Origin of the sequence: Flavobacterium sp. FlaQc-49 (genome assembly GCF_044005985.1) — a bacterium.
GTDB lineage: Bacteria > Bacteroidota > Bacteroidia > Flavobacteriales > Flavobacteriaceae > Flavobacterium > Flavobacterium cupriresistens.
Map to the genome: position 1 here is coordinate 1 of NZ_JBIPCS010000053.1, position 258 is coordinate 258.

General features: G+C 45.3%; 1 rRNA gene. It reads left to right on the plus strand.

The features are described 5' to 3' along the window. Positions 1-258 (plus strand): 23S ribosomal RNA (locus ACHRV3_RS23050); the annotation flags it as partial.

The following is a 258-nucleotide window of genomic DNA, read 5'->3' on the forward strand; positions in this document are numbered from 1 at the left end:
AGACAGCTAGGATGTTGGCTTGGAAGCAGCCATTCATTTAAAGAGTGCGTAACAGCTCACTAGTCGAGCGGACGAGCATGGATAATAATCGGGCATAAGCATATTACCGAAGCTATGGATTTACAGTCTGACTGTAAGTGGTAGGGGAGCATTCTAACAGGGTTGAAGGTGTATCGTAAGGTATGCTGGACTGGTTAGAAAAGAAAATGTAGGCATAAGTAACGATAATGCGGGCGAGAAACCCGCACACCGAAAAAC